This window comes from Inquilinus sp. (assembly GCF_039594555.1).
In the GTDB taxonomy this organism is placed as follows: Bacteria; Pseudomonadota; Alphaproteobacteria; order DSM-16000; family Inquilinaceae; genus Inquilinus.
On the sequence record NZ_JBCNNF010000004.1, the window covers coordinates 1 to 21,117 of the forward strand.

The window sequence follows — 21,117 nt, forward strand, 5'->3', positions numbered from 1 at the left end:
GTTCCTGGTCCTGCAGAAATACTTCGTCCGCGCCCTCGGTCAGGGCGCGGACGAAGTATTTCTGCAGGACCAGGAACAGCACGACGACCGGCACGCTCATGATGAACGACGCCGCCATCAGCCCCGGCCAGTTGGTCGCGTATTCGGTGAAGAAGCGCTCCAGCCCGACCGGCAGCGTCAGCTTGCTCTTGTCGTTGATGAAGGTCAGGGCATAGACGTATTCGTTCCACGCCAGGACGAAGGAATAGATCGCGGTGGCGATGATCCCGGGCGTGGACAGCGGCATGACCACGAACAGGAAGGCCTGGAACCGCGTCGCCCCGTCGATCCGGGCCGCCTGTTCCAGCTGAGGCGGGATGTTGTCGTAGAAGCCCTTCAGCAGCCAGATCGACAGCGGCAGGCCGAAGGTCAGGTAGGTCAGGATCAGCGACCAGGCCGTGTTCACCAGCCCCATCGCCTTCATCATGATGAACAGCGGCATCAGGAAGACCACGGCCGGGAACATGTTCCGCACCAGCACGGCGTAGAACAGCAGCTTGCGGCCGGGGAAGCGGAAGCGGGAGAAGGCATAGGCCGCCGGCACCGCGATGGCGACGCCCAGGATGGTGGTCGCGGTCGACACCATGATGCTGTTCAGCAGGTAGTGCAGGAACTCCTGCCCCACCTCGTTGGCGGGGGAGAGGAGGCGCGCATACTGCTCCAGCGTCGGGTTGGACGGGATCCATTCCGGTGGATACTGCAGCGCCGCGAACTGGGTCTTCACCGAGGTCAGCAGCATCCAGGCCATCGGCAGCACGGTGAAGATGCCGAGCAGGATCAGGTAGACGATGCGGGCGACGCCCCAGGGGCCGGCCTTGGCGCGGCGGCGCTTCGGGGCGGCGGGGCGGGGATCGAGGGCGGTGGCGGTCATTCCGGCCGCCTCCCTTCGCCCTGGGTCAGCGCCCGGACGTAGAAGTAGCCCAGGCCCATCATCACCACGAACAGGATCACCGAATAGGCCGAGGCGATGCCGAAGCGGATGCGGCCGAAGGCCAGCTGGTAGATCTGGGTGATCCAGATGTCGGACGACCCGGCGGGGCCGCCGCCGGTCATGATCCAGGGGATGGTGAAGCCGTTCAGGTTGGTGACCAGCAGCAGCAGCACCGTCACCAGCGTCACCCCCTTCAGATGCGGCATGGTGATGTGCCAGAAGCGCTGCCAGGTGCCGGCGCCATCGACCTTGGCGGCGCGGTGCAGCTCGTCCGGCACGGTCTGCAGCCCGGCCAGCAGCATGATCATGGCGAAGGGAAACTCCTTCCAGACATTGACCACGATCAGCGACGGCAGCGAGGTGTGGACGTTGTCCAGGAAGTTGATCGGCGCGTCGGTGAAGCCGAAGGCCACCGACAGCGCGCCGAACACGCCGAAATCGCTGTGATACAGCCAGCGCCAGACATAGGAGGCGGCGACCGCGCTGATCACATAGGGGATCAGGAACAGCCCGCGCAGCAGGCCGCGGCCGATGAAGGACCGGTTCAGCGCCAGCGCCGCGCCCAGGCCCAGCAGGAAGGCGAAGAGGGTGGAGAACACCGTCCAGATCAGGGTGTTGACCGTGACCTCGCGGAAGCTGGCGCTGGTCAGGATCCGGCTGTAGTTGTCGAGGCCGACATAGGTCTTGTCGGCCATCGCCAGGCTGGGCGGGGTGTTGAAGAAGGACAGGTAGACCGTGTCGTAGATCGGGTAGCCGATCACCAGCAGCATCACCGCGAAGGCCGGCAGGATGTAGAGGTAGTCGGCCCGGTGGCGGATGATGCGCCGCATCAGCCCGGGTCGGCGGCGGGGCGCCGCCCGCGTCCCGGGCGCATCCTCCTGCGCGGCAGCCATGGTCACGCCCGATTTCTCCTTGGCGGGGGAAAGGGGCCGGCCGGTGCCCGCGGGCCCCGGCCGGGTGCGGGACAGGCGGGCTACAGGCCCGACAGCAGGTCTTCGATCTTCTTGGCGGCGTCGTCGGCCGCGTCGGCCACGGTCATCTTCCCGGTCAGCGCGTTCTGCATCATGTCCGGGACGATGATGTTCATGATCTCCGCCGATTCCGGGATCACCGGGAACGGGATCCCGCTCGGCAGCATCGAGGTGGTGACGTTCAGGAACTTGATCTCGTCCAGCCGCTGCTTCATCCATTTGGTGCGGAAGCCGCGGGTGTTGCCCGGGTTCGACCCGACCCAGGCCACCTTGGTCGACCATTCCGGCCCGGTGGCGAAGGCGATCAGGGCGCGGGCGGCGTCCATGTCCAGCCCGCCATCGACCACGTCGGGGTGGAAAATGTGGTCGTTGGAGCCGCCGAAGACCACGGCACGCCGCGCCGGCCCCTTCGGGATCAGCCCATAGCGCATGTTGGCCACCACCGCGTCGGCGATCTGCTTGTCGGCGCCGGTCGCCTTCTTGGCCCGGTCCAACATGGTCGCGTATTCGATCGGGTGGCTGATCATCATCGCCAGCTGGCCGGCGATGAACGGGTCCTGGTTCTCGGTCTGGGTGTTGGTCAGGGCCGAGGTCGGCACCGACTTGTCCCGGACATACATGTCGTAGGACGCCTGCAGCGCGGCCTTGGACCCGTCATTGTTGATATAGACATTCTTGTAGGTCGGGCTGGCCTCGGCCTCGTCCAGCGCGCCGCCGCCATAGGCCCAGAGCTGCGGCATGAAGCGGAACGGCGTGTTGCCGGCATTGCTGCGGGCCACCAGGCCATAGCCGTTCTTGCCGGTCTTGTCCTTGATCTGCTTGGAATAGGCGACCAGGTCGTCCCAGGTCGCCGGCGGGCTCTCGGGGTCGAGGCCGGCCTCCTTGAAGATCCCGGCATTCCAGATCAGCGCCATGGTCTCGTTGTTGGTCGGCACGCCGTAGGTCTTGTCCTTCCAGGTCACCGACTTCATCGCCCCGGGCCAGAAATCCGCGGTGCGGTGGCCGACCTTCTCCGGCGACAGCTCGCTCAGCTGGCCCTTGGCCGCGAACTCCACGCCCCACAGGATCGGCAGCTTCGCCGCCATCGGCGCGGCGTTGCCGAGGGCCGCGGCGCGCAGCTTGTTCAGCATCTGGTTGTAGTCGAGATTCTGCTTCTCGACCGTGATGTTGGGGTAGGTCTTGGCGAAGGTGTCCCAGAACTGGGTGTCGATCTCGTGGTCGATCCGGGGCGACGCCTCGTTCGGCCCGACATACCAGTAGGTCAGCCGGCCCTTGTAGTCGAGCGGCACCACCTTGGCGCATTCGGCCGCGGTGTCGACCTCCATCGTGCCGGCGATGCTGCTGATGTAGTCCGGCGTCCAATTCGAGGTGTCGATGCCGGTGTCTTGCGCCAGGGCGCGCAACGGGCCCAGCCCCGCGGCCAGGGCGCCGGCCCCGGCGGCATATCCGAGGAAGCGGCGGCGGTCGACTTCATGGGAAAAGAGGTCACCTGCATGAGGCTTGGTCATGAGCGGTCCTCCCAATGGCCTCGCTTGTCGTCTGCGAGTTCCGGGTCAGCCTAGGCTGGGGCGGCAAAACGCGTCAAGGATGCTGCGCAACAAGTTGCGGCTTTTGTTATGTTGTTAGTCGATCGCATTCGTCGACCGGGCGTTCAGTCGAAGAATGTCTTGTCCTCTTCGGCCAGGTACGGGCGGGCGCGTTCGGGGTTGATGTCGACGCCCATGCCGGGCCGGTCCCAGACCTCGATCAGCCCGTTGCGGACGATCGGGTTGGGTAGGCCGTCGACGATGTCGTACCACCAGGCCGGGTTGCCGCTCGGGTATTCGAAGGCGATGAAGTTGTTCGGCAGAGTGGCCGAGACCTGGACCAGCGCGGCCAGGCCCAGGAGGCCGTTGCCGGTGCCGTGCGGCGCCATCAGGATGCCGTGCAGGTTGGCGTATTCGGCGATCCATTTCAGCTCGGCGATGCCGCCGACATCGCACGGGTCGGGGCCGACCACGTTGACCGCGTGTCCCTCGATCAGCGCCTTGAAATTCTGGCGCAGATAGATCTGCTCGCCAGTGTGGATCGGGGTCGAGGTGGCACGCGTCACCTCGCGATACACGTCGGCGTTGACATAGGGCACGTAGTCGCCGGTGATCAGGTCCTCGAGCCACAGCAGGTTGTACTCCTCGACCGCGCCGGCGAAGCGGATCGCGTCCGGCACGGTCCAGCCCGGCCCGCAATCCAGCGCCAGCGCCACCTTGTCGCCCAGCACCTCCTTCATCGCCGCGACGCAGGCGACGATGTGCTTCATCCCGCGCTCGGTCATCAGCCCGGAATCCATGGCGCCGTGGAACACGCTCTGCCCCGGATTGCCGTAGAAGAAGTCTGGCACCTCGCGCTTCATCGGGCTGTGGAAGCCGATCGGCTGCTTGATCATGGTGAAGCCCTCGGGCAGGGCCATCTGCCGCTGGGCGTCGGCGGCGTAGTGCTCGGGGTCGTAGCCGCCCAGCGGCGCCCGCAGCGAGCCGTTGTAGACCCGCACATGGTCGCGCACCTTGCCGCCCAGCAGCTTGTGCACCGGCACGCCGGCCGCCTTGCCGGCGACGTCCCACAGCGCCATCTCGATGGCGCTGACTGCGGCGCCCCAGGGCTTGAACGCGCCGCGCTGGCGGATCCGCATCATGGTCTGCTCGACCAGCGTCGGGTCGGCGCCGATCAGCGCGTCGCGGAAATGCAGGATGTGCGGCTTGAGATACGGCTTGTAGGACTCGACCTCGCCATAGCCGCTGAGGCCCTGGTCGGTGACGATGCGCACGATCGGGTTCTTGCCGATCACGGCGCATTTTAGATCGATGATCTTCATGGTCTGGGCGCCCCGCTTGGTCGGGGACGGGCGTCGCCGCCCACCCGGTTGTTTCCTCCGCTGCCCTTTTTATGTCCGATCTAGGCAGTCGCGAACCGAGCCTAACACAGGCGAGACTCATTGCAACTTGTTAGGTGCTGGCTCTCCTGAGAATATTTAGAACCGTCATTGCGAGCGCAGCGAAGCAATCCAGGGGCCGCTCGCAGTGGCCCCTGGATGGCTTCGTCGGCTTCGCCTCCTCGCAATGACAGCGAAGGAGGGGAGGGCGCTACTTCGCCCGCTTCAGCGCCGGCGCCAGCCAGCTCGTCGGCGCGGCCGGTCCGGTCGAGGCGCGGGTGACGATCTCGGCCACCAGCGCCAGCCTGACCGGCGGCCGGGACGCGGCCTCCGCATCGCCCAGCCGGTCGGCGATGCAGCGCACCATGGCGGCGCCGATCTCGACCTGCGGCGTCCGCACCGTGGTCAGCCGCGGCGACACCTGCGAGGCGGCGGCGAAGTCGTTGAACCCGACCACCGAGATGTCCTCGGGCACGCGGATGCCCAGGCGCAGCAGGTCCGAGATCACGTTCACGGCGATGCCGTCATGGGCGCAGAACAGCGCCGTCGGCGCGCCGCCGCGACGGAGATAGGCCAGGAAGGCGTCGCGGAAGCCCTCGGCCTCGTCGAACACGATGTCCTCGACCATGGTGCCCGGCGCCTCCAGCATGCAGTCGCGGAAGCCGCGGAAGCGCTCGGCCCGGCCGGCGGGCAGGGTGCTGCCGTGAACGAAGGCGACGGCGGTGTGGCCTAGGCCCAGCAGCAGCCGGGCGACGCCGACCCCGGCCTCCCAGTCGGCGCCGGTGACCTGGTCGATCCGCTCCATCGCGTCGACATAGGTGGCGCAGACCACCGGCAGTCCGGTGCGGGCGGCGAGGGCCGAGATCTCCTGCGGCCGCGGCACCGCCAGGATCAACCCGGCCACGGCGTCGTCCAGCGGCCCGGCCCCGGCCAGATGCCGGGCCTGGCGCGGCACGATCGCGAAGCCCAGCCGCTCGCCCTCGCGCTCGGCGCCGTGCAGCATGTTCAGCCACAGCTCGCTGGCGACCGGATCGATCTCCTGCCGGATGAACAGGATCTGGCGGTGGGCGGCCGGCAGCTCATGGTTGCGGCGGTAGCCGAGGGCGTGGGCGGCGCGCAGCACCCGGCTGCGGGTGGCCTCGCCGACGCCCGACTTGCCGGACAGGGCGCGGGACACCGAGAACTTCGAGATGCCGAGCCGGTCGGCGATGTCCTGGATGGTGACGCGGCCTGAGCTCATGCGGGGTTGCGCTCCTGTTTGGGCCGCATCTTCTGCCGCAGCGCTGGTTCCGCCGTCAACATCGTCCCGTGCCGCCGCATCGGCTTGCGCAACTTGTTTGGTAGTGATAGCAAATTACCTAACGAACAGCAAACTTCAGGGGCGGACGCCATGACCACGGGGCAGCTGGACGGCGCGGCCATGGGCCGGGTCGAGGACGCGGTATCGAGCCATTCCCGGCCGAGCGAGCTCAGGATCACCGACCTGCGGGTCGCGGTGGTGGTCGGCAGCGGCTACCACCCGATCATCCGCATCGACACCAACCAGGGCATCTCCGGCCTCGGCGAGGTGCGCGACGGCGGCCATGCCGAATACGCCCTGCAGTTCAAATCCATGCTGCTGGGCCAGAATCCCTGCAATGTCGACATGATCTTCTCGGCCCTGCGCCGCTACGGCAATTGGGGGCGGGAAGGGGGCGGCGTCTCCGGCATCGAGATCGCGCTGTGGGACCTGGTCGGCAAGGCCTATGGCGTTCCCTGCCACCAGTTCTTCGGCGGCAAGCACCGCGACCGCGTGCGGATCTACGGCGACACGCCGGCCCCGGCCCAGCCGACGCCCGAGGGCTATGTCGAGGCCGTGCTGCGGCGCAAGGCGCTGGGCCTGACCTTCATCAAGTTCGACCTGCCGCCGCGCTTCTTCAACGCTATCGACGGCGCCCTGGTCGGGCAGGCGACGAAGCATGAATACGACTTGGCCAAGGCCTGGCGCGCGCCAGGCGCCGGGCGTGGCATCAAGCTCAGCCAGAAGGGCATCGCCACCGCGGTCGACGTGGTCCGCGCCGTGCGCGAGGCGGTCGGCCCCGAGATCTCGCTGTGCATCGACCACTTCGGCGAGGGCTTCATGACCGCCGATGAGGCGATCCGCCTGGGCCACGCGCTGGAGCCATTCGACCTGGCCTGGGTCGAGGATCCGCTGCCCTGGCACGATTTCGCCGGCCACAAGAAGGTGGCCGATGCGCTGCTGACCCCGGTGGCGGCGGGCGAGGAGCTGTATCTCTGGGACGGCTTCCGCGAGCCGATCGAGACCCGGGCCTTCGACATCCTGCACCCGGACCTGTTGACCTCGGGCGGCATGCTGGAGACTAAGCGCATCGCCGATTACGGCGAACGCTTCGGCCTGGCCACCGCGCTGCACGCCTGCTGCACCCCGATCGGGCTGATGGCGAACGTGCATTGCGGCGCCGCGATCTCCGGCCTCGTTGCAGTCGAGCATCACGGGCTGGACCTGCCGAACTGGGGCGAGCTGGTGACCGGGATTGACTCCGACTATCTCGAGGGCGGCTACGTCACCGTGCCCGACACGCCGGGCCTGGGCGTCGAGTTGAATGAGGAGGCTGTCGAGGCGCAGCTGCGCCATCCCGGCACCCTGTTCCAGCCGACCGAGGAGTGGAACCGGATCCGCATCGGCTTCGAGCGCCGGTCGAGAGGCTGAGTGCCAACGGGGAAATCAAGGACGTCTGCTCACCCTTACTGTCATTGCGGGCTTGCCCGGCAATCCCAGGGACCCCGGAGAGCGGGGGCGATGCTCTGGTATTTCGATGTCGTCCGCGGCCCGATCCGCATGGTCGATCGCTTCTGGCAGATCCCCGACGCGCCGGAGTTGGCGGTGGAGGTCGACGAGGCCGACTGCGCTCGCCACCGCTTCGCGCCGAAGGTCCGGCACACGCAGAACGCGGTGCTGGACGACGGCACGATCGTGGATTGGTCGGTCCGGCGTCGGGTTCATGAACCGTCATAGCGAGCACAGCGAAGCAATCCAGGGCTGTTTGGCGTCGCCCCTTGATTGCTTCGTCAGCTTCGCCTCCTCGCAATGACGGCGTTTTAGGGCGGCGAACTCGCGGGCAAGCCTTTACTTCGCCAGCGCGGCCCGGGTCTGGTCGACCTCGGCGGCGCTCATCTCGCCGACCGTGGTGACCTTGCCGTCCTGGATCCGCCACAGCCGGAACGGGCCGGTGATGTCGCCGTATTGATCGAAGCTCACCGGGCCGATCACGCCTTCGTACTTGATCGGCTTGCCGTCCTTGATCAGCTGCAGCGCCTTGGCGAACTCCGACTTGCCGGCATGGATCGGCGTGCCGCCCTCGGCCACCACCTGCGGGATCGCCGCCTTGATCGCCGCAGCATCGGCCTTGCCGGCCTTGGCGATAGCCAGGGCGACGATGGCACCGGCGTCATAGGAGCGGTCGGCCGCCGGCGCGTCCGGCTTGATGCCGCCGGAGAACGCCTCAAAGCCGCTGTAGAAATAGTCGGTCGAGTCGGTCTTGGTGCTGCCGGAGGAGGTGCCGTAGGCGTCGTTCAGATACTGCGCGCCGACGGCTTCGATGAAGTCGCTGGAGTTCATACCGTCGTTCAGCAGCAGCTTCTGCGCGCCGCCGCCGGAGATCCAGGCGCGGGCGATAGTGGCGCCGTCGACCGGGGTGCTGACCAGGTACAGCGCCTCCGGCTCGCCCGCCATGGCCGCGCTGGCCTCGGCCGAATAGCTCGACTGCTGCTCGTTGTACGGCGTGGTCGAGGTGATGGTGCCGCCCAGCTTGGTGTAGGCGGCCGAGAATTCGCGGACGATGTTCACGCCGAAATCGTTGTTGACGTGGATGATGGCGATCTTGTTCAGCCCCTGGTCGAGGGCGTATTTCGCCGCCGCCGTGCCCTGCAGCGCGTCCGAGGTGATGGTGCGGAAGAACACGCCGTTGGTCTTGCCCTGTCGGCCCAGCTCGGTGAGGGTCGGGGAGGAGGAGGCCGGCGACACCTGCACCACCCCGGCCGGCGCCGTCACCGAGGTCAAGATCGGGATCGACACCGAGGAGATGATGCCGCCGATCACCACAGGCACCTTCTTGATGTTGACCAGCTGCGTTGCCTGGTCGACGGCGACGGTGCCCTGGCTCTGGCTGTCGCGGGTGTCGGTCACCAGTTTGCAGCCGGCGGCGCCGCCGGCGTCGTTGACGTCGCGGAACGCCATCTCGACCGCCTTGGCGCCGGCCTGGCCATAGGCGCCGGCCGGACCGGTTAGCTCCATCACCAGGCCGACGGTGATGTCGCAGGCGGAGGCGGGCAGGGCCGGCACGGCGGCGGCCGCCACCAGGGCGGTGGTCAGAAGGATATGCTTCATCATTGTGCTCCCTGTTTGATTGGGCCGGCGGCGTGCCGGCCGTTGCTTAATGACGATCAGGCGGCGCCCTTGTTCAGGTTGTATTTCATGATCGCGCCATGGCGCCCATGGCGATCGCGCTCCAGCGTGTAGACATCGCCCTCCAGATCCCGCCCCCCGGCCAGCGCCCCGGCGATCAGGGCGTGGTCGGCCTCGGTCAGAGCGATGTCCGAGATGGCGAGGTTGGCGGCCAAGTGGTCGCGGTTGCGGGCGCCTACGATGACCGCGGCCACGCCCGGCCGGTCCAGCATCGCGGCGCTGGCCACGGTGGCGATGTCGCTACCGTGCCGGTCGGCCACCTGGCGCAGCGCCCGCAGCAGGGCCTGGAACAGGTCCCAGCCGCCGAGGTCGTCGATGATCAGCTTGTACTTGACCAAGGACCGGTTCTCCAGCGGCTCCGCCGGCTCGGCCGCGCCCAGCCAGCGGTCGCCCAGGAAGCCGCCGGCGACGGTGCCGTAGCAGAGGAAGGCGACGCCATGCCCGGCCGCGGCCTGCGCCATCCGCCGCTCCGGCCGGCGGTCCAGCAGCGAGTACTGCACCTGCATCGTGGTCAGGGGCACGCCGGCCTGGACGATCTCCAGCATGTGATCGGTGTCGAAATTGGTGCCGCTGACCTTGTGGATCTTGCCGGCCTGCCGCAGCTCCTCCAGCCACAGCGCGGCCTCGCGCCAGCGCGGCGCGGCATAGTCCCACCAGTGGAACTGCACCAGGTCCAGCCGCTCCAGCCCCAGGCGGCGCAGCGACTGGTCGATCACGCGCTCGACATCGGCCTTCCGGATCCGCGGCAGGATGTCGAGATCGGGCACGTATTTGGTGTGGACCTTGATCCGGCCCAGCGCCTCCGCTCCGCGCAGGTCGCGATAGTGCCGGCGGAAACGGCCGATCATCTCCTCCACGCCGGTGTAGATGTCGGCGCAGTCAAAGGTGGTGATGCCGGCATCGGCGAAGGCGACCATGTCGGCCACCGGGTCGCCGCTGCGCGCCTCGCTGTGGCCGCTCGACATCTGCCAGCCGCCGCGGATGACGCGGGAGATCTCGTAGTCCGGGGCCAGGCGGATTCTCTGCATGCTCTCAGCCTCGGTCGTCTGGGAGGGGCACCGCGGTGGTGGCGGCGTGGCTGAACCGGCGCTTGCCGGTCCGGGTGATGCGGAAGCGCGACGAGCAGTTCGGGTCGGGGCAGGCGACCTCGGCGTCCGTCGTCATCCAGTCGTTGGCATGGGTCGGGCGCTGCTTGGCCGGCAGCAGCGGCAGCAGCGCCGCCAGCGAGTAGATCGAGAAGCCCTGGCCCGGCGGCAGATGCAGCATCTCGCCGCGCAGCTCGAAATGGTCGCCGACCCTGGCACCGCAATAGATCGGCCCGCCCTCGGGCGCCACCACCTCGACCCGCAAATCGTACAGCTCGAAGCTGTCGTCGTCTGTGTCAGGCATGGGCTGTGGTCCTCTGCTCGGCATCCTCGGCGTCCAGGCGCCCGCGGATCAGGCGGAAAGATCGGGTGATGTCGCTGGTCAGCGCCGCGGTCGCGCCGCCGGCATCGCCGCGCTCCAGCGCCTCGATCAGCTCCCAATGGTAATGCGTGGCCGGGATGTCGCGCTGCTCGTCATGGATCTGCGCCGCGGCGCGGACATAGGGGCCGGATTGCAGCCACAGGCTCTCGGCGATCGGGATCAGCACGGCCGATCCGGCGGCACGGTACACGGCGAAATGGAAGTCGTGGTTCAGCTCCGATGTCCGGTGCGCCTTGTCCGGGTCGTCGCTGCGGAAGGCGTCCTCGCAGGCCACGGTTAGCGCGCGCAGCCGGGTGAAGTCGTCTTTCGAGAGGTTGGGCAACGCCAGCGCCGTCATCTGGCCCTCGATCAGGCAGCGGGCGCGGGCCAGGTCGTCCAGCCGCTCCCGCGTGATCAGCGGCACCCGGACCGAGCGGTTGGGCAGCGCCTCCAGCGCCTGCTCCGACACCAGCCGGCCCAGCGCCTCGCGCACCGGCATGGTGCTGGTGCGCAGCGTCTCCGCCAGCTCGACGATGCGTAGCACCTCGCCGGCGTCGAACATGCCGTGGATCAGGGACCGGCGCAGCTCGGCATAGACCCGGTCGTGCAGGGTCTCTCGGCCGACCGGCGACAGGGCGCCGCGGCGGCTCATGCGGCGGTGTCCGACACTGCGTTCTGGTCCCGATCGGGCATGGACCCTCCAGGCTGATGGGCAGTTGCTGCTCTCCCCGAATTTTCTACTTGCCAACGCACCGGCTGTAAACTTTGATCAAACATCACCGATCAAAATTGGTCCGAGGCGGATGCAGCCAGCCGCACATGCCCCGAACGCTTCCGCCGGTGCGCCCGTGATCGAGGGGCGCGGCCTGGTCAAGCAGTTCGGCGGGCTGCGCGCGGTGGACGGCATGTCGATCGCGCTGCGCCCCGGCGAGATGCTGGGGCTGATCGGGCCCAACGGCGCCGGCAAGACCACCTTGTTCAACCTGCTGGCCGGCAGCCTGGCGCCCAGCGCCGGGTCGATCCGGGTCGGCGGGCGCGAGCTGTCGCGGCGGGGGCCGGAGCAGCGCATCGCCCATGGCGTGGCCCGCACCTTCCAGATCCCGCGCCCCTTCGCCGGGATGACGGTGCTGGAGAACGTCCTGGCCGGTGGCCAGCGCCAGTCGGGGGAGCGGCTGTGGCCGAACTTCCTGGCACCCCGCCGGGTGGCGGCGGAGGAGCGGGCGGCGACGGCGAAGGCGAAGGCGCTGCTGGACTTCGTGACCCTGTCGCATCTGGCGCATGAGCCGGCGCGCGTGCTGTCCGGCGGCCAGCGCAAGCTGCTGGAGCTGGCGCGGGTGCTGATGGCCGACCCGCAGGCGATCCTGCTCGACGAGCCGGCGGCCGGGGTCAATCCGACGCTGCTGGAGCTGATCATCGACCGGATCCTCGAGCTGAACCGCCAGGGCCGGTCGATCCTGCTGATCGAGCACAATATGGAGATGGTGGCGCGGCTGTGCGGCCGGGTCGTGGTCATGGCCTCGGGCCGCTTCCTGACCGAAGGCGCGCCGGCCGAGGTGGCGCGCCACCCGGCGGTGGTCGACGCCTATCTCGGTGGGGCGGCGGCGTGATGGACACCGCGCTCTCGACGCAGGATCTCGTCGCCGGCTACGAGCCCGATCTGCCGATCGTGCGCGGCGTCGACCTGGCGGTAGGGCAGGGCGAGCTGGTGGTGCTGCTGGGCCCGAACGGCGCCGGTAAGTCGACCCTGGTCAAGGCCATCGCCGGGCTGGTGCCGGTGCATTCCGGCACCATGGCGCTGGGCACCACCGACATCACCGCCGTGCCGGCGCATGAGAAGATCCGCCATGGCCTGGCCTTCGTGCCGCAGACCGAGAACATCTTCGCCACGCTGTCGATCCACGACAATCTGCGCGCCGCGGCGGACATCCTGCCGAAGGACAAGCGCGCCCGGCGCATCGCCGCGCTCTACGACACCTTCCCCGATCTCGCCGCGCGGCCGTCGCTGCGGGCCGGGCAGCTGTCGGGCGGCCAGCGCCAGATGCTGGCGGTGGCCCGCGCCCTGGTGGTCGAGCCGTCGGTGCTGATCCTGGACGAGCCCTCGGCCGGGCTGTCGCCGAAGATCGTGGCCGAGGTGTTCGCGCGGCTGCAGGCGATCAACCGCGCCGGCGTCACCATCGTGCTGGTGGAGCAGAATGTGAAGGCGGCCCTGGCCATCGCCGACCGCGCCGTGATCCTGGTCGAGGGGCAGGTGCGCCACGAGGGTCCTGCGGCGGGGCTCGCGGATGACCCGATCGTCGCCGAGCTCTATCTCGGCGCCCGCCGCCATGAGGCCACGCCATGACTCCGCAGGTGATCATGGACGGCCTCGTCACCGGGGCGATGATCGGCCTCGGCGCCATCGGCGTGACCCTGACCTATTCGATCCTGCGCTTCGCCAATTTCGCCCATGGCGAGCTCTTGTCCTGGGGCGCCTATGCCGCGCTGGCCGCGGCCGGGGCGCTGGGCAGCCTCTCCGGCGGGCTCACGACCCCGATCGGCCCGTTCTCCTTCGGCTGGGCGCTGCCGCTGGCGGCGCTGATCGCGGTGGCGTTCACCGGCGGGCTGGCGCTGCTGGTCGACCGGCTGCTGTTCGGCCGGCTGCGCGACAAGCGCAGCACCGTCATCATCCTGGTGATGGCCAGCTTCGGCGCCGCGCTGACCTTGCGCAGCCTGCTGGAGTTCATCTTCACCTCGAAGCCGGCCTACTACACCAAGGCGCTGCAGATCGCCGTGAAGCTCGGCGGCGGCCTGCGGGCCACGCCCGACCAGCTGCTGACCCTCGGCGTCGCCCTGGTCCTGGTGCTGGCGGTGCATCTGCTGCTGACCCGGACCGCGACCGGACGGGCGATGCGTGCGGTCAGCGAGAACCCGCAGCTGGCCGGCGTCGTCGGCATCGATGTGCGCCGCGTCATCCGCATCGTCTGGCTGCTGGGGGCGGGGCTGGCCGCGGTGGCCGGGATCTTCGCCGGCCTGCTGGTCCAGATCCGGCCACAGATGGGGCTGGACCTGCTGCTGCCGCTGTTCGCCGCCGCGATCCTCGGCGGCATCGGCAGCGTGCCGGGGGCGATGCTGGCCGGCCTCGTCGTCGGCCTGGCCGAGGCCGTGGCCGTGCCGCTGGTCGGCGGCGAATGGCGCGCCGCCGTGTCCTTCGTCGTGCTGGTGCTGGTGCTGCTGCTCCGCCCTCAGGGCCTGTTCGGGAGGGCCGGATGAGCGTCGAGCTGGTCGCCTATGGCTGCTTCTTCCTGACCATGGCGCTGACCTACGCCATCATGTGCCTCGGCCTGAACGTGCAATGGGGCCAGACCGGGCTGTTCAATGTTGGCGTCGCCGGTTTCGTCGCCATCGGCGCCTATGTCTCGGCCCTGCTGACGACGCCGGAGGCGGCGGACCGCTTCGGCGGCTTCGGCCTGCCGATCGTCGTCGGCTGGCTGGGCGGGGCGCTGGCCACGGCGCTGGTGTCGTTCCTGATCGGGGCGCTGACCATCCGGCTGCGGGCCGACTATCTGGCCATCGCCACCTTTGGCGTCGCCGTGGCCGTGCAGCTCTGCGCCCTCAACATGGTCAAGGTCACCGGCGGTCCCTTCGGCATCGGCTTCATCCCGCGACCCTTCGCCGACACGGCCGGCGACCCGCTGCTGTTCGGCCTGGCCAATCTCGCCGTGGTCGCGGCGGTGGTGCTGGTGCTGTACCTGGCGCTGCAGCGGCTGGTGCGCAGCCCCTGGGGCCGGGTGCTGCGGGCGATCCGCGAGGATGAGACGGCGGCGCGCGCCCTGGGCAAGAACGCGGTGTCGTTCCGGCTGCAGGCCTTCGCCATCGGCGGCGGCATCATGGGGTTGGCCGGCGCGGTGCAGGCGCATTTCATCGGCTTCATCGCGCCCGACAACTACCTGCCGCGGCTGACCTTCCAGGTCTGGGCGATGCTGATCGTCGGCGGCTCGGGCAGCAATCTCGGCGCCATCCTCGGCGCGGTTTTCGTCTGGGGCCTGTGGGCGGCGTCCGGCGGCGCCATCTCGGCCCTGTTCCCGCCCGACCAGCAGGCGCGCGCCGCCGCGCTGCAGATCGTCATGATCGGCGTCGCGCTCTGCGCCGTCCTGCTGCTGCGCCCGCGCGGCATCCTGGGCGAGGACCGCGGGCCGTCACGCCGCCGCAGCAAGGAGAATTCCCGTGCCGAACACCCCTGACCGCATCGATCTCGGCCCCGGCCTGTCGATCAGCCGCCTGGTCTGCGGCCTGTGGCAGGTGGCGGATCTGGAGAAGGACGGCACCACGCTCGATCCCGAGCGCGGCGCCGACGCCCTCGACGCCTATGCCCAGGCCGGCTTCGACACCTTCGACATGGCCGACCATTACGGCAGCGCCGAGCTGATCGCCGGGCGGCTGCTGGCCCGCCATGGCAAGGGTACCGGGCGGCCCCTGGCCTTCACCAAATGGTGCCCGGAGCCGGGGCCGATGACCGCCGCCGTGATCCGCCGCGGCGTGCAGGAGCGGCTGGACCGTCTGGGCGTCGACCGGGTCGACCTGCTGCAGTTCCACTGGTGGAGCTTCGAGCATCCGGCCTGGCTGGACGCGCTGCACGAGATGGCGCGGCTGCGGGAAGAGGGGCTGGTCGGCGCGATCGGCGTCACCAATTTCGACGCCGCGCATCTGGCGGTGGCGCTGGCGGACGGCGTGCCGGTGCTGACCAACCAGGTCTCGTTCTCGCTGGTCGACCGCCGCGCCGCCGGCGCGCTGTCCGATCTGTGCCGGGCCAAGGGCGTCAAGCTGCTGGCCTATGGCACGCTGTGCGGCGGCTTCCTCTCCGACAAGTGGCTCGGCAAGCCGGAGCCGGACACGATGCCGGATTGGAGCCGGTCGAAATACAAGCGCTTCATCGACGCGGCGGGCGGCTGGGACGTGTTCCAGGGCATTCTGCAGGCGGCGGCCGACGTCGCGCGCAAGCACGGCGTCTCCGTCTCCAACGTCGCCACCCGCTGGGTGCTGGAGCATGAGGCGGTGGCCGCCGCGATCATCGGCGCCCGGCTGGGCGAGAGCGAGCATCGCGCCGACAACCTCGCCGCCTTCGCCTTCGCGCTCGACGCCGAGGACCGGGCGCATCTCGAGGATGCCTTCGCCGCGGCGACGCCGATCCCCGGCGATTGCGGCGACGAGTACCGCCGGCCGCCCTACCTGACCGCCTCGGGGGACCTGAGCCACCATCTCGACGCGCTGCCGCCGGTCTTCGCGGCGGAGCCGGTGCCCGGCCGGCCGGACCGGCTGCGCGTCTCCTCTGGCAGCGTATGGGAGCCGATCGCGGGCTACAGCCGCGCAATTCGGGTGAAGGACACGATCCGCGTCTCCGGCACCACCGCCACTCATGGCGGCGACCGCTGCGTGGCGCCGGGCGACCCGGGGGCGCAGACCACCTACATTCTCGACAAGATCGCGGCCGCGATCTCGGCGCTCGGCGGGTCGATCGAGGATGTGGTGCGCACCCGCATCTATCTGCGCGACGCGGGGATGTGGGAGCCGGTGTCGCGCGCCCATGGCCGGGTGTTCGGCGCGGTCAAGCCGGCCAACACCCTGGTCCAGGCCGGCGCCCTGGTCGGCGATTACGAGGTCGAGATCGAGGTCGAGGCGGTGGTCGACTGACCGGATCGCTTCGCCTCGACGAAATGATGGAAGAGATCGCGGTCCGGAATCGTCACATCAACGGCACTCACACTTCCCCGAGCGCCCAGCCCGGCCCGGGGCCATCCCCACCACGCCCCGGGCCGGGCCTTCGATCGCCTGTCACCCCGCCCGCACCAGGCAGGCGGCCTCGGTGCCGCCCTCGGCCGGGCGCAGCACCGGGCGGACGGCGGCGCAATCCTCGACCCGGATCGGGCAGCGGCTGACGAAGGGGCAGCCGGCCGGCGCCGCCAGCGGGCTGGGCAGGTCGCCGGACAGGATGATCTTGCGGCGCTGCCGCTGCGCCCGCGGGTCGGGCAGGGGGATCGCGGACAGCAGCGCCTCGGTATAGGGGTGGCGCGGCGCCGCGAAGACGGCGTCGGTGTTGCCCTGCTCGACGATGGTGCCGAGATACATCACCGCCACCCGGTCGGCGATGTGGCGCACCACCGACAGGTCGTGGCTGATGAACAGATAGGCCAGGCCCAGCTGGTCCTGCAGCCGCACCAGCAGGTTCAGGATCTGCGACCGGATCGAGACGTCGAGCGCCGAGACCGGCTCGTCGCAGACCAGCAGCTTCGGCGACAGCGCCAAAGCGCGGGCGATCACCACCCGCTGGCGCTGCCCGCCCGACAGCTCGTTCGGGGTGCGCTGGGCGTAGCCGGCCGGCAGGCCGACCAGGTCCAGCAGCTCCGCCACCCTTCGCCGCCGCTCGGCACCGGGCGTGCCGCGGATGGCCAGCGGCTCGGCGATGCTGGCGCCGATGCGCATCTTCGGGTTCAGGGCGGCGCTCGGGTCCTGGAACACGATCTGCATGGCCCCGGCCAAAGCGCGGCGCTCGGCCGGGGCGGCATGGGTGACGTCGCGGCCCTCGAAGGCGACGGTGCCCCGCGTCGCCCGCTCCAGCCCCAGGATGGCGTAACCGGTGGTCGACTTGCCGCAGCCGCTCTCGCCGACCAGGGCCAGGGTGCGGCCGGCCTCGAGGTCGAGCGACACGCCGTCGACCGCCTTGACCACGGCGCCCCTGGCGGCGCCGCGGACCGGGAAATGCACCGCGAGGTCGCGGACGGAGAGAAGTGGCGCGCCGGTCATGCCAGCGTCCCCACGCGGTCGCTATACCAGCAAGCAGCGAGATGCTCCGTTGCCGGATCGGCTCGCGATGGAGAAGCCTGCTCCCCCTCACCCTCCCGTCGCTGCGCGCCGGGCCCCTCCCTCTCCCCGGGGGAGAGGGACCTTTCACCTCTCCCCCGGGGAGAGGTCGAAATCGCGTCGGCGATTTCGGGTGAGGGGGCGGCACCGGCCTTTCCGTTCATGCCGGCGGGCCGCGCCGGCTCCAGCGGCGGCGTCTCGGCGCAGCGCTCATCGGCCAGCGGGCAGCGGGTGCGAAAGCGGCAGCCCTGCGGCCAATGCGCCGCGTCCGGCACCGTGCCGGCGATGGTCTTCAGCTCCTCCCGCCGCGGGCCGTCGAGGCGCGGCACGGTCGCCAGCAGCAGCCGGGTGTAGGGGTGGGCGGGGGCGTCGAAGATGGCGTCGACCGGCCCGCTCTCCACCACCGTGCCGCCATACATCACCGCCACCCGGTCGGCCATGTCGGCGACCACGCCCATGTCGTGGGTGATCAGCAGGATGGCGCTGCCGGCCTCGGCCCGCAGGGTCTTCAGCAGGTCCAGGATCTGCGCCTGGATGGTGACGTCCAGCGCCGTGGTCGGTTCGTCGGCGATCAGGATCTCCGGCCGGCAGATCAGGGCCGAGGCGATCATCACCCGCTGGCACATGCCGCCGGACAGCTCGAAGGGGAACTGCCCGGCCCGCCGCTCCGGATCGGCGATGCCGACCCGCGCCAGCATGGCCACGGCCTCGGCGCGGGCCTCCGCGGCCGAGGCGCCGCGATGCAGCCGCAGGCTCTCCGCCACCTGGTCGCCGACCCGGACCAGCGGGTTCAGCGACGCCACCGGCTCCTGGAAGATCACCGACACCCGGTTGCCGCGCAGGTCGCGCAGCGCCGCCTCGTCCAGGGCCAGGAGATCGGTGCCCTCCATGGCGATGGCGCCTCCGGCCACGCGGGCGGCGGCGGGCAGCAGGCGCAGCACCGACAGGGCGGTCAGGCTCTTGCCGCAGCCGCTCTCGCCGACCAGAGCCAGCACCTCGCCGCGGCCGATCGACAGCGACACCCCGTCGACCACGGACCGGCCGCCGATGGCGACCCGCAGCCCGTCGATGGCGAGCAGGGGCATCTCAGGCATCGGCCGGTCCCCCGACCACGACGCCGGACCAGGGGCTGGTCGGGTGCGCCATGCCGACCGTCTCACCGGTCACCGGGTCGCGCGCGGCGGCGGAGGCGATGGCGAAGTTCACCGGATACAGCGTGTCCTCGACGATCTGCACCGGGAAGTCGCGCGCCACCGTGGCCGCGACGTCCGGCGCCGCGGCCGCGTTCACCTTGATCGTGGGGGTACTGGCGTCGACGCGCGGGGTGTGGAACGCCTCCTCCAGCGTCATGCCGTAATCGACGACATAGGAGAGCAGCTGCAGCAGCGCCGGGAAGATCGACCGGCCGCCGGCGGCGCCGATCGCGAGATCCGGCCGGCCGTCGCGGCCCAGGATCAGCGGGCACATATTGGCCAGCGGCTGGGCGCCCCCGGCCATCGAGTTCGGCTGACCCGGCCGCGGGTCGAACCACATCATGCCGTTGTTCATCAGGATGCCGGCGCGCGGCAGCACCACCTTCGACCCGAAGCGGGACAGGAGGGTGTTGGTCAGCGAGACCATGTTGCCCCGCGCGTCGACGACGCTGACATGGCTGGTGCAGCCGGGATCGCGGCTGAGGCCGGCATGGCCCATGCCGGTCAGGCGGCGGCGATAGGCCTCGCGCGCCGCGCGGGCATAGGCCAGCGCCGCCCGCGCATCCGGCCTCTCGCCCCAGGCGGTGCGCGGCGCCAGCAGGTCCAGCGCCTGCAACAGGCTGGGGCCGCCGCTCAGCCCCGGCATGGCCCAGACGTCGCGGCCGCGATAGGCGCCGCGCAGCGGCTCGGCCCAGCGCGGCCGGTACGCGGCCAGGTCGGCGGCGGTGATACGCGACCCGGCCTCGGCCAGGTCGGCCGCCAGATCCCGCGCGGTCTCGCCCTCATAGAAGTCGCGGGCGCCTTCCCGCGCCAGGCGCCGCAGCATCCGGGCCTTGGCCGGCATCGGGCGGTGCTTGCCCTCGGCCGCCTTCGGGGCCTCGCCATCCTCCAGCAGCAGCGCGGCGGTCGGGGCGAAGCGGACCAGCGCATGCGCCTCGATCGAGAGGCAGAAGGCGGCGTACCAGTCGATCTCGAGCCCGCGCTCGGCATGGTCGATGGCGGGGGCCAGCGCCTCGGCCCAGCCGATGCTGCCGAAGCGCTCCAGCGCCTCCGCCAGGCCGGCGACCGCGCCGGGGACGCAGATCGAGCTGCCGCCGATCAGGTTGCGGTCCTCGACCACCGACGGCCACTGGAACCAGTTGCCGGTGTCGGCCCCGGCCAGCGGATAGTCGGCCGGGTCCAGCGCCGCGGGGGCGCGGACGTTGAAGTCCAGCGCCGAGACCGCGCCCGTCGCGCCATCGGCATGCAGCAGGAAGCCGCCGCCGCCGATGCCGGACAGCCAGGGCTCGACCACGCTCAGCACCAGCGCCGCCACCACCGCCGCGTCCATGGCGTTGCCGCCGCGCGCCAGCACCGCCGCGCCGGCTTCCGCCGCGTAGCGATGCTGGGCGGCGACCAGGCCGTGGCGGCTGCGGATCTCGGTCTTGCGCCCGTCCAGGGTCATGCCGTGCGCCCGAAGCGGCGCGGCTCGACCGGGCCGGGGATATCCGACGCGGCGACGAACCGCCCGGCATTGGCCGAGCCGGCGTGATACGCCGCGACCTCGCCGACCGTGGCGATCCAGACGCCGGGCGCGGCGGTGATCCGCTCCAGCAGCCGCTCCAGCAGGCGCAGCCGCTGGGCGCGGCCGGAGATCCAGTCATGGACGGTCAGCATGAACAGGCCGTTCAGCCGGCGCAGCATCTCCCACTCATCCAGCCAGCCTTCCAGGATCGGGCCCGGCGCCTCGGGCGGCCACTGGTCGGTGCCGCCGCCGGAGAACTTGAAGAACACGGCATCGTCGATCGCCCATTGCACCGGCACCTCGACCACGCCGTCGATCTCGTACGGGTGGTCGGCGCCCGCCAGCGAGCTGTCCCAGAGGCCGTGCCGGCGGATCTCCGCCAGCATGTGCGGCGTCATCTCCCAGGCCGGCGACCGGAACCCCTTCGGCACCGCGCCGGTCTGGCGGCGGAACACTTCGATCGCCGCCTCCAGCGCGCCGGTGAACTCGGCGTCGCTGCTCTGGGCCACGATCTCATGGAAGAAGCCGTGCAGCCCCACCTCGTGGCCGCGCTCCAGGAAGGCCGGCAGCAGCTCGGGGTTGGCCTCGGCCACCGCGCCGGGCACGAAGAAGCTGCCCTTGATGCCGAAGCGGTCCAGCAGGTCGAGCAGCCGCCAGATGCCCATGCGCGGGCCGAAGCGCCGCTGCTCCAGCTGGCCCAGCGAGCGCGTCGCCTCCGGCGCCCGCTGCTGCCAGAGATAGGGGGAATCCGCGTCGACATCGACGGTGAAGCAGAAGGCGCTGTCGCGGCCTTGCGGCCATTGGTAGCGCGGCCAGGGCTGGACCATCG

20 protein-coding genes are annotated in these 21,117 nt (G+C 70.1%); 7 read left to right on the top strand and 13 right to left on the bottom strand.

Translation table 11 applies throughout. The annotated features are described in order from the left end of the window. From ABDW35_RS00830 to ABDW35_RS00850, 5 genes are all read right to left on the bottom strand, one after another. Positions 1-910: carbohydrate ABC transporter permease (locus tag ABDW35_RS00830; protein WP_343711941.1), on the bottom strand; the 910-nt coding region annotated here is incomplete at its 3' end. Continuing rightward, on the bottom strand, positions 907-1,863 hold the full coding sequence (locus tag ABDW35_RS00835) for a sugar ABC transporter permease (protein WP_343711986.1): 957 nt from the start codon (positions 1,861-1,863) through the stop codon (positions 907-909). The genes ABDW35_RS00835 and ABDW35_RS00830, both read right to left, overlap by 4 nt. Positions 1,864-1,943: 80 nt before the next feature. After that, complete coding sequence (locus ABDW35_RS00840) at positions 1,944-3,449, bottom strand: sugar ABC transporter substrate-binding protein (protein ID WP_343711942.1); 1,506 nt, start codon at positions 3,447-3,449, stop codon at positions 1,944-1,946. 143 nt (positions 3,450-3,592) lie between these two features. Next, entirely contained in the window at positions 3,593-4,789 is a 1,197-nt protein-coding gene (locus ABDW35_RS00845) for a mandelate racemase/muconate lactonizing enzyme family protein (protein ID WP_343711943.1), read from the bottom strand. A 268-nt stretch (positions 4,790-5,057) separates the two neighbouring features. Continuing rightward, complete coding sequence (locus ABDW35_RS00850; RefSeq protein WP_343711944.1) at positions 5,058-6,086, bottom strand: LacI family DNA-binding transcriptional regulator; 1,029 nt, start codon at positions 6,084-6,086, stop codon at positions 5,058-5,060. A gap of 150 nt (positions 6,087-6,236) precedes the next feature. Here ABDW35_RS00850 and ABDW35_RS00855 point away from each other — a divergent pair, with 150 nt between their 5' ends. Continuing rightward, positions 6,237-7,556: a mandelate racemase/muconate lactonizing enzyme family protein gene (locus ABDW35_RS00855; RefSeq protein WP_343711945.1), complete on the top strand. Its 1,320-nt coding sequence runs from the start codon at positions 6,237-6,239 to the stop codon at positions 7,554-7,556. 90 nt (positions 7,557-7,646) lie between these two features. Next, positions 7,647-7,862, top strand: a complete 216-nt coding sequence (locus ABDW35_RS00860; RefSeq protein ID WP_343711946.1) for a hypothetical protein — start codon at positions 7,647-7,649, stop codon at positions 7,860-7,862. Between the two features lie 111 nt (positions 7,863-7,973). On the opposite strand, the gene ABDW35_RS00865 is transcribed toward ABDW35_RS00860, so the two are convergent. From ABDW35_RS00865 to ABDW35_RS00880, 4 genes are read right to left on the bottom strand one after another with little or no spacing between them, the layout of a single operon-like run. Next, positions 7,974-9,233 (bottom strand): ABC transporter substrate-binding protein, encoded by a 1,260-nt coding sequence (locus ABDW35_RS00865; RefSeq protein ID WP_343711947.1) that lies wholly within the window; start codon positions 9,231-9,233, stop codon positions 7,974-7,976. A 56-nt stretch (positions 9,234-9,289) separates the two neighbouring features. Continuing rightward, positions 9,290-10,339: an aldo/keto reductase gene (locus ABDW35_RS00870; protein ID WP_343711948.1), complete on the bottom strand. Its 1,050-nt coding sequence runs from the start codon at positions 10,337-10,339 to the stop codon at positions 9,290-9,292. A 4-nt stretch (positions 10,340-10,343) separates the two neighbouring features. Further along, positions 10,344-10,700 (bottom strand): TIGR04076 family protein, encoded by a 357-nt coding sequence (locus ABDW35_RS00875; protein WP_343711949.1) that lies wholly within the window; start codon positions 10,698-10,700, stop codon positions 10,344-10,346. After that, positions 10,693-11,409: a GntR family transcriptional regulator gene (locus ABDW35_RS00880; protein ID WP_343711950.1), complete on the bottom strand. Its 717-nt coding sequence runs from the start codon at positions 11,407-11,409 to the stop codon at positions 10,693-10,695. Before ABDW35_RS00880 ends, ABDW35_RS00875 begins: the two co-directional genes overlap by 8 nt. A 151-nt stretch (positions 11,410-11,560) precedes the next feature. Here ABDW35_RS00880 and ABDW35_RS00885 point away from each other — a divergent pair, with 151 nt between their 5' ends. From ABDW35_RS00885 to ABDW35_RS00905, 5 genes are read left to right on the top strand one after another with little or no spacing between them, the layout of a single operon-like run. Beyond that, on the top strand, positions 11,561-12,364 hold the full coding sequence (locus tag ABDW35_RS00885) for an ABC transporter ATP-binding protein (RefSeq protein ID WP_343711951.1): 804 nt from the start codon (positions 11,561-11,563) through the stop codon (positions 12,362-12,364). After that, positions 12,364-13,098 (top strand): ABC transporter ATP-binding protein, encoded by a 735-nt coding sequence (locus ABDW35_RS00890; protein ID WP_343711952.1) that lies wholly within the window; start codon positions 12,364-12,366, stop codon positions 13,096-13,098. The genes ABDW35_RS00885 and ABDW35_RS00890 overlap by 1 nt, the downstream gene beginning before the upstream one ends. Then, positions 13,095-14,006: a branched-chain amino acid ABC transporter permease gene (locus tag ABDW35_RS00895; protein ID WP_343711953.1), complete on the top strand. Its 912-nt coding sequence runs from the start codon at positions 13,095-13,097 to the stop codon at positions 14,004-14,006. The genes ABDW35_RS00890 and ABDW35_RS00895 overlap by 4 nt, the downstream gene beginning before the upstream one ends. After that, positions 14,003-14,977, top strand: coding sequence for a branched-chain amino acid ABC transporter permease (locus tag ABDW35_RS00900; RefSeq protein ID WP_343711954.1), 975 nt, complete (start codon positions 14,003-14,005; stop codon positions 14,975-14,977). The genes ABDW35_RS00895 and ABDW35_RS00900 overlap by 4 nt, the downstream gene beginning before the upstream one ends. Further along, positions 14,961-16,424, top strand: a complete 1,464-nt coding sequence (locus ABDW35_RS00905) for an aldo/keto reductase (protein WP_343711955.1) — start codon at positions 14,961-14,963, stop codon at positions 16,422-16,424. The genes ABDW35_RS00900 and ABDW35_RS00905 overlap by 17 nt, the downstream gene beginning before the upstream one ends. 141 nt (positions 16,425-16,565) lie before the next feature. Here ABDW35_RS00905 and ABDW35_RS00910 read toward each other — a convergent pair whose 3' ends face one another. The 4 genes from ABDW35_RS00910 to ABDW35_RS00925 are packed head-to-tail and all read right to left on the bottom strand — an operon-like array spanning position 16,566 to position 21,115. Next, positions 16,566-17,534, bottom strand: coding sequence for an oligopeptide/dipeptide ABC transporter ATP-binding protein (locus ABDW35_RS00910; RefSeq protein ID WP_343711956.1), 969 nt, complete (start codon positions 17,532-17,534; stop codon positions 16,566-16,568). Next, positions 17,531-18,685, bottom strand: a complete 1,155-nt coding sequence (locus ABDW35_RS00915) for an ABC transporter ATP-binding protein (protein ID WP_343711957.1) — start codon at positions 18,683-18,685, stop codon at positions 17,531-17,533. Before ABDW35_RS00915 ends, ABDW35_RS00910 begins: the two co-directional genes overlap by 4 nt. Then, the gene (locus ABDW35_RS00920) at positions 18,678-20,228 is read right to left on the bottom strand and encodes a gamma-glutamyltransferase (RefSeq protein WP_343711958.1); all 1,551 of its coding nucleotides are present in this window, start codon (positions 20,226-20,228) and stop codon (positions 18,678-18,680) included. Before ABDW35_RS00920 ends, ABDW35_RS00915 begins: the two co-directional genes overlap by 8 nt. After that, a complete protein-coding gene (locus ABDW35_RS00925) occupies positions 20,225-21,115 on the bottom strand; it encodes a polysaccharide deacetylase family protein (RefSeq protein ID WP_343711959.1) in 891 nt (296 codons plus the stop codon). The genes ABDW35_RS00920 and ABDW35_RS00925 overlap by 4 nt, the downstream gene beginning before the upstream one ends. Between the last annotated feature and the right edge of the window lie 2 nt (positions 21,116-21,117).

Excerpts from the sequence above, each read along its gene's own strand:
- ABDW35_RS00835 (WP_343711986.1), bottom strand. The coding sequence starts at position 1,863 with ATGGCTGCCGCGCAGGAGGATGCGCCCGGGACGCGGGCGGCGCCCCGC.
- ABDW35_RS00840 (WP_343711942.1), bottom strand. The coding sequence starts at position 3,449 with ATGACCAAGCCTCATGCAGGTGACCTCTTTTCCCATGAAGTCGACCGC.
- ABDW35_RS00845 (WP_343711943.1), bottom strand. The coding sequence starts at position 4,789 with ATGAAGATCATCGATCTAAAATGCGCCGTGATCGGCAAGAACCCGATC.
- ABDW35_RS00850 (WP_343711944.1), bottom strand. The coding sequence starts at position 6,086 with ATGAGCTCAGGCCGCGTCACCATCCAGGACATCGCCGACCGGCTCGGC.
- ABDW35_RS00855 (WP_343711945.1), top strand. The coding sequence starts at position 6,237 with ATGACCACGGGGCAGCTGGACGGCGCGGCCATGGGCCGGGTCGAGGAC.
- ABDW35_RS00860 (WP_343711946.1), top strand. The coding sequence starts at position 7,647 with ATGCTCTGGTATTTCGATGTCGTCCGCGGCCCGATCCGCATGGTCGAT.
- ABDW35_RS00865 (WP_343711947.1), bottom strand. The coding sequence starts at position 9,233 with ATGAAGCATATCCTTCTGACCACCGCCCTGGTGGCGGCCGCCGCCGTG.
- ABDW35_RS00870 (WP_343711948.1), bottom strand. The coding sequence starts at position 10,339 with ATGCAGAGAATCCGCCTGGCCCCGGACTACGAGATCTCCCGCGTCATC.
- ABDW35_RS00875 (WP_343711949.1), bottom strand. The coding sequence starts at position 10,700 with ATGCCTGACACAGACGACGACAGCTTCGAGCTGTACGATTTGCGGGTC.
- ABDW35_RS00880 (WP_343711950.1), bottom strand. The coding sequence starts at position 11,409 with ATGAGCCGCCGCGGCGCCCTGTCGCCGGTCGGCCGAGAGACCCTGCAC.
- ABDW35_RS00885 (WP_343711951.1), top strand. The coding sequence starts at position 11,561 with ATGCAGCCAGCCGCACATGCCCCGAACGCTTCCGCCGGTGCGCCCGTG.
- ABDW35_RS00890 (WP_343711952.1), top strand. The coding sequence starts at position 12,364 with ATGGACACCGCGCTCTCGACGCAGGATCTCGTCGCCGGCTACGAGCCC.
- ABDW35_RS00895 (WP_343711953.1), top strand. The coding sequence starts at position 13,095 with ATGACTCCGCAGGTGATCATGGACGGCCTCGTCACCGGGGCGATGATC.
- ABDW35_RS00900 (WP_343711954.1), top strand. The coding sequence starts at position 14,003 with ATGAGCGTCGAGCTGGTCGCCTATGGCTGCTTCTTCCTGACCATGGCG.
- ABDW35_RS00910 (WP_343711956.1), bottom strand. The coding sequence starts at position 17,534 with ATGACCGGCGCGCCACTTCTCTCCGTCCGCGACCTCGCGGTGCATTTC.
- ABDW35_RS00915 (WP_343711957.1), bottom strand. The coding sequence starts at position 18,685 with ATGCCTGAGATGCCCCTGCTCGCCATCGACGGGCTGCGGGTCGCCATC.
- ABDW35_RS00920 (WP_343711958.1), bottom strand. The coding sequence starts at position 20,228 with ATGACCCTGGACGGGCGCAAGACCGAGATCCGCAGCCGCCACGGCCTG.
- ABDW35_RS00925 (WP_343711959.1), bottom strand. The coding sequence starts at position 21,115 with ATGGTCCAGCCCTGGCCGCGCTACCAATGGCCGCAAGGCCGCGACAGC.